The organism is Kitasatospora sp. NPDC007106 (assembly GCF_040634455.1).
GTDB lineage: Bacteria > Actinomycetota > Actinomycetes > Streptomycetales > Streptomycetaceae > Kitasatospora > Kitasatospora arboriphila.
In genome coordinates, this window is record NZ_JBEYFP010000401.1 from 1 (window position 1) to 5451 (window position 5451).

General features: G+C 73.5%; 7 protein-coding genes and 1 pseudogene. All 8 read left to right on the top strand.

What is annotated here, in order from left to right:
• The first annotated feature begins 30 nt into the window (after positions 1 to 30).
• The gene (locus ABZ641_RS24560) at positions 31 to 147 is read left to right on the top strand and encodes a LapA family protein (RefSeq protein ID WP_359984966.1); all 117 of its coding nucleotides are present in this window, start codon (positions 31 to 33) and stop codon (positions 145 to 147) included.
• 17 nt (positions 148 to 164) lie between these two features.
• Positions 165 to 893, top strand: a complete 729-nt coding sequence (locus ABZ641_RS24565) for an amino acid ABC transporter ATP-binding protein (RefSeq protein WP_359984968.1) — start codon at positions 165 to 167, stop codon at positions 891 to 893.
• A 9-nt stretch (positions 894 to 902) separates the two neighbouring features.
• Positions 903 to 1814 (top strand): glutamate ABC transporter substrate-binding protein, encoded by a 912-nt coding sequence (locus tag ABZ641_RS24570; protein WP_359984957.1) that lies wholly within the window; start codon positions 903 to 905, stop codon positions 1812 to 1814.
• Positions 1815 to 1890: 76 nt separating this feature from the next.
• Positions 1891 to 2535, top strand: a complete 645-nt coding sequence (locus tag ABZ641_RS24575; RefSeq protein ID WP_359984960.1) for an amino acid ABC transporter permease — start codon at positions 1891 to 1893, stop codon at positions 2533 to 2535.
• Positions 2532 to 3401 (top strand): amino acid ABC transporter permease, encoded by an 870-nt coding sequence (locus tag ABZ641_RS24580; protein ID WP_359984963.1) that lies wholly within the window; start codon positions 2532 to 2534, stop codon positions 3399 to 3401. Before ABZ641_RS24575 ends, ABZ641_RS24580 begins: the two co-directional genes overlap by 4 nt.
• A 136-nt stretch (positions 3402 to 3537) precedes the next feature.
• A complete protein-coding gene (locus ABZ641_RS24585) occupies positions 3538 to 4443 on the top strand; it encodes a LysR family transcriptional regulator (RefSeq protein WP_344621835.1) in 906 nt (301 codons plus the stop codon).
• Positions 4444 to 4705: 262 nt separating this feature from the next.
• Positions 4706 to 5242, top strand: coding sequence for a cysteine dioxygenase family protein (locus ABZ641_RS24590; protein ID WP_344621889.1), 537 nt, complete (start codon positions 4706 to 4708; stop codon positions 5240 to 5242).
• Between the two features lie 5 nt (positions 5243 to 5247).
• Positions 5248 to 5451, top strand: a pseudogene (locus ABZ641_RS24595) (putative sulfate exporter family transporter); the annotation flags it as partial.

Here is a 5451-nt window from a genome sequence, read left to right on the forward strand (position 1 = left end):
ATCTGGTTCCTGTTCGCCAACCTCGACGACGTGCAGATCCGGTTCTGGGTGTTCACGGTGACCGCACCGCTGTGGATCGCCCTGCTCGGCACCCTGCTCGTCGGCGGCGCGGCCGGCTGGCTGCTCAGGGGGCGTCGCACCAAGTGACCACCGCCCGCCCGCCGCTGATCGAACTCGCCGGGGTGAACAAGCACTTCGGCGAGCTCCACGTGCTGCAGGACATCGACCTGGTCGTCGGCCGGGGCGAGGTCGTGGTGGTGATCGGCCCCTCCGGCTCCGGCAAGTCCACCCTCTGCCGGGCGATCAACCGGCTGGAGACCGTGGAGAGCGGCCGGATCAGCATCGACGGCCGTCCGATGCCGCAGGAGGGCCGGGCGCTGGCCGCGCTGCGCGCCGAGGTCGGCATGGTCTTCCAGTCCTTCAACCTCTTCGCGCACCGGACGGTGCTGGACAACGTCACCCTCGCGCAGACCAAGGTCCGCCGGCGCTCCCGCGCGGACGCCGAGCGGCGCGGCCTCGACCTGCTGGACCGGGTCGGCCTCGCCGCACTCGCCGACCGCTACCCGGCGCAGCTCTCCGGCGGCCAGCAGCAGCGGGTGGCCATCGCCCGCGCCCTCGCCATGGACCCGAAGGCGCTGCTCTTCGACGAGCCGACCTCCGCCCTCGACCCGGAGACGATCACCGAGGTGCTGGACGTCATGCGCGGCCTCGCCCGGGACGGGATGACCATGGTCGTGGTCACCCACGAGATGGGCTTCGCCCGCGCCTCCGCCGACCGCGTGGTCTTCATGGCCGACGGCCGCATCGTGGAGGACCGCCCGCCGGAGGAGTTCTTCGCCGCCCCGTGCAGCACCCGGGCCCGGGACTTCCTCGCCAAGATCCTCCAGCACTGAGGCGGCCGAGTGAAGCGACCCGCCCGCACGGCCGCCGCCGTCCTGCTCGCCGTCCTCGCCCCGCTCGCCACCACCGCTGCCTGCGGCAGGCCCGGCACCCCGCCGCCCAAGGGCCCGCAGCCCGGCGCCCTGCCGCACTACCCCGTCCGGGACGCCTCCGACGTGCAGGGCTCGCCGACCCTGGACGCCGCCCGCCGCCGTGGCCACCTGGTCGTCGGCGCCAAGGAGGACCAGCCCTACCTCGGCCAGAAGGACCCGGCCACCGGCGCCTACTCCGGCTTCGACATCGAGATCGCCCGGATGGTCGCCGCGGACCTCGGCTTCGCCCCGGAGGACGTCGAGTTCCGCACCGTCGCCTCCGCCAACCGCGAGACCGCCCTGCAGAACGGCCAGGTCGACTACTACGTCGGTACCTACACCATCAACGACCGGCGCAAGAAGCTGGTCGGCTTCGCCGGCCCGTACTTCGTCGCCGGGCAGAGCCTGCTGGTGCGCCGCGGCGACCACAGCATCCACGGCCCCGAGGACCTGGCCGGGCGCAAGGTGTGCTCCGCGGCCGGCTCCACCCCCTACCAACGGATCGCCGAGGAGTACCCGAAGGCCGAGCTCGTCGCCTACGACACCTACTCGGCCTGCGTGGACAACCTGATCTCCGCCCAGGTCGCCGCCGTCACCACGGACAACGCGATCCTCCAGGGATACGCGGCCAAGGCGCCCGACGAGATGAAGGTGGTCGGCGCGCCCTTCTCCGAGGAGCCCTACGGGATCGGCACGCCCAAGGGCGACACCGTCCTGCGCGGTGCGATCAACGACGCCCTCGCCCGGCACGAACGGAACGGCGACTGGCGCAAGGCCTACGACGCCACCCTCGGCCTGTCCGGCGTGCCCGCCCCCTCCCCGCCCCCGATCGACCGCTACTGACCGGCGGCCCGCCCCGCCACCGGCCGACCACCACCGGCCGGCCGCCACCGCCCCACTGCCCCCGGAGGACGCCCGCATGAAAGTGCTGATCGACAACTGGTCGACCTACTGGCACGGCTTCCTCGGCACCCTGGCGCTCACCGGGGTCAGCGCCGCCCTGGCGCTCGCCGCCGGCGTGCTGGTCGCGTCCTTCCGGGTGTCGCCGGTGCGGCCCCTGCGGGTCTTCGGCACCGGCTGGGTGACGGTGCTGCGCAACACCCCGCTGACCCTGCTCTTCTTCGTGGTCGTCCTCGGCCTGCCGCGGTTCGGCATCGTGCTGCCGTTCTTCACCTTCGCCGTGCTGGCGCTCGGCTGCTACACCTCCGCCTTCGTCTGCGAGGCGTTCCGCTCCGGCATCAACACCGTGCCGGCCGGGCAGGGGGAGGCGGCCCGCAGCCTGGGCCTGACGTTCGGCCAGACGCTCGGCCTGGTGGTGCTGCCGCAGGCGTACCGGGCGGTCGTCGCCCCGCTCGGCAGCGTGATGATCGCCCTGGCGAAGAACACCGCGATCGCCGGCTCGTTCAGCGTCGTCGAACTGCTCGGCACCTACCGCACCGTCAACGAACTCGGCTACAGCGTGATCTGGGCCTTCGTCTGGATCGCAGCCGGCTACCTGCTGCTCACCCTGGCGATCAGCGCGCTGTTCGGCGTACTGGAACGGCGCGCGGCGGTGAGCCGGTGAGCACCGAGGCCTCCGCGCTCTACGACGCCCCCGGCCCGCGGGCCCTCGCCCGGCACCGGCTGTACGGCCTGCTCGCCGCCCTGGCCCTCGCGGCCCTGCTCGGCTGGCTGGTCGTCGAACTCTTCGACACCCACCAGTTCACCGCCGAGAAGTGGACGGCCTTCCAGTACCGCGGCATCCAGGAACTCCTCCTGCGCGGGCTCGCCAACACCCTGAAGGCCTTCGGCTGGACGGTGCTGCTCGCACTGCCGTTCGCGGCGCTGTTCGCGGCCGGGCGGCTCTCCGAGCACACCGCGGTGCGGCGGATCAGCGGGGCGGTGGTCGAGTTCTTCCGGGCGATGCCTCTGCTGGTGATGATCTTCTTCATCTTCGTGGCGCTGAAGGCCGACCCGCTCCAGGCACTGGTCGCCGGACTCGTCCTCTACAACGGCTCGGTGCTGGCCGAAGTGCTGCGCGCCGGCGTGCTCGCCGTACCCGTCGGCCAACGGGAGGCCGGGTACGCGCTCGGCATGCGCAAGACCCAGGTGATGGCGTACGTCCTGGTGCCGCAGGCGAACCGGGCGATGCTGCCCAGCATCATCAGCCAGCTGGTGGTGGCGCTGAAGGACACCTCGCTCGGCTTCCTGATCACCTACGAGGAGTTCCTGCACGCGGGCAAGCTGATCGCCACCAACCTCGACTACGGCCTGCCGTTCATCCCGGTGGTGATGGTCGTCGCCCCGGTCTACATCGGCCTCTGCCTCCTGCTGTCCTGGCTCGCCCGCACCGTCGAACGGCACGGCCGCCGCAGCCCGAAGACCCGCGGCGGGGCGCCGGTCGCCCCGGCCGAAGCCGTGACCGGCCTACCCCCGGACGCCCAGGGCTAGGAGCTGTCTTCAAAGGGCGCTCGGGTGGTCGATTCAGGGGCGCGTGGGGGCACCTGGGTGTGTCTCTCGGCGCGTACGGTGACCGTGAGCTGACGGTGCGTCGTCCGGGGACCCAACCTCCGCTTATGATTCGTTGGTGTTCGATTCACGGCACATCAGGACCTTCCACCAGGTGGTCGTCTCCGGTTCGTACTCGGCGGCGGCCCGCACGCTGGGCTACACCCAGCCGGCGATCACCCAGCAGATGAAGGCGCTGGAGCGCTCCGTCGGCGTGCCGCTGTTCACCCGGGCGGGCCGCGGCCTCCGGCTCACCGAGGCGGGCGAGGCGCTGGCCCGGCACGCGGAGACGATCCTCGACAGTCTCGCCTCCGCCCAGCAGCAGCTCGGCGCACTCGCCCGGCTGCGCGCCGGGAAGGTCAGGGTGTGCGCCTTCCCGAGCGCCAACGCGACCCTCATTCCGGAGACGATGGCCCGGCTGCTCGCCGACCACCCCGGCATCCGGGTGGAGCTGCTGGAGGCCGAGCCGCCCGACTCCGTGGAGCGGCTGCTGCGCGGCGAGTGCGACATCGCGCTGGCCTTCCAGTACCCGGGCCTGCCGGTGGAGGTCCCGCCCGAGGTGGTCGAGACGCCGCTGCTGGAGGACCAGCTCACCGTGCTGCTGCCGGTCGGCCACCCGCTGGCCCGCCGGAGCGCCGTCCGGCTCGCCGACCTCGCGGAGGAGCGCTGGATCGCCGGCTGCCCGCGCTGTCGCGCCAACCTGCTGCAGATCTGCGCGGAGCAGGGCTGGACCCCGGACATCGTCTTCACCACCGACGACAACCTCGCCGTGCAGAGCCTCGTCGCCGCGGGCGTGGGGATCGCGCTGATGCCCGCCCTGGTGCTGTCCTTCCTGTGCCACGCCAAGGTCACCGGCCGCCTGGTCGAGCCGCACCACCGCCGCCGGGTGCTCGCCTACGCCCTGCGCGAGCACCTGCGGATGCCGGCCACCGCGCTGGTGCTGGACGAACTCCGCCGCGCGGCCGCCGCCCGGGACGGCTGCTGACCGATCCGCCCGGGGCCGCCGACCCATAAGCGGGAGTTGGTCAACCCCCTACGGACTGTCGTTGGACGTGATGGGTCGTCGCGCCGACCCTGCTGCCATGGCCACCGCCGCGAAAACCGCCGCCGTCCCCGCCGCCACCCCGGCCGGCACGGCCGCCCCCGCCACCGCCCGCACCGCTCCCACTGCCGTCCCCGTCCAGGCCGCCGCCCCCCTTGCCGACGCCACCGGCCGGCTCGCCGCCACCACCCCGGCCACCCCGCGGATGCAGCAGCTGATCGCCGACATCCGCGCCGCCGTCGGACGCGGCCTCGACCCCGACACCACCGCCCGGCTGGTCGCCGACCGCCTCGCCCCGCACCTCGGCCCCGACGACCTCCTCACCCCCGAGCAGCGCCTCGGCGACCCCGCCCGCTACCGGCAGCACCTGGTGCACGCGGAGGCCGACGGCTCCTTCTCCGTCGTCGCCCTGGTCTGGCTGCCCGGCCAGCAGACCCCGATCCACGACCACGTGGCCTGGTGCGTGGCCGGCGTCCACCGCGGCCAGGAGAGCGAACTGCGCTACCGGCTCGTCCCCGACGGCCCGACCGCGCGGCTGGAGTTCACCGAGGCCGCCGTCAGCCCGCAGGGCTCGGTCGCCGCCTTCGCCCCGCCCGGCGACATCCACCTCGTCCGCAACCCCGGCCCCGGCACCGCGCTGTCCATCCACGTCTACGGCGCCGACATCTCCCGGCTCACCACCAGCATCCGCCGCACCTACCACCTGCCCGCCGGGCCCGGCCCGGCCACCGGCGGGAGGTGAGCCCGATGGCCCTCACCCTGCGCACCACGGCCGGGCCCACCGCACCGCCGCTGCTCCACCGCACCGGCCCCGGCCTGCTCCTCGCCTGCCTCGGCACGGCCGCCGCCTGGGCGGTGCACGCCGCCGTGCCCGCCGTCCCGCGACTGACCGCCGCCGTGGTGCTCGGCATCGCGGCCGCCCATCTGCCGGGCCTGCGCCCGATCGTCCGC

Excerpts from the sequence above, each read along its gene's own strand:
- ABZ641_RS24590 (WP_344621889.1), top strand. The coding sequence starts at position 4,706 with ATGCAGCAGCTGATCGCCGACATCCGCGCCGCCGTCGGACGCGGCCTC.
- ABZ641_RS24575 (WP_359984960.1), top strand. The coding sequence starts at position 1,891 with ATGAAAGTGCTGATCGACAACTGGTCGACCTACTGGCACGGCTTCCTC.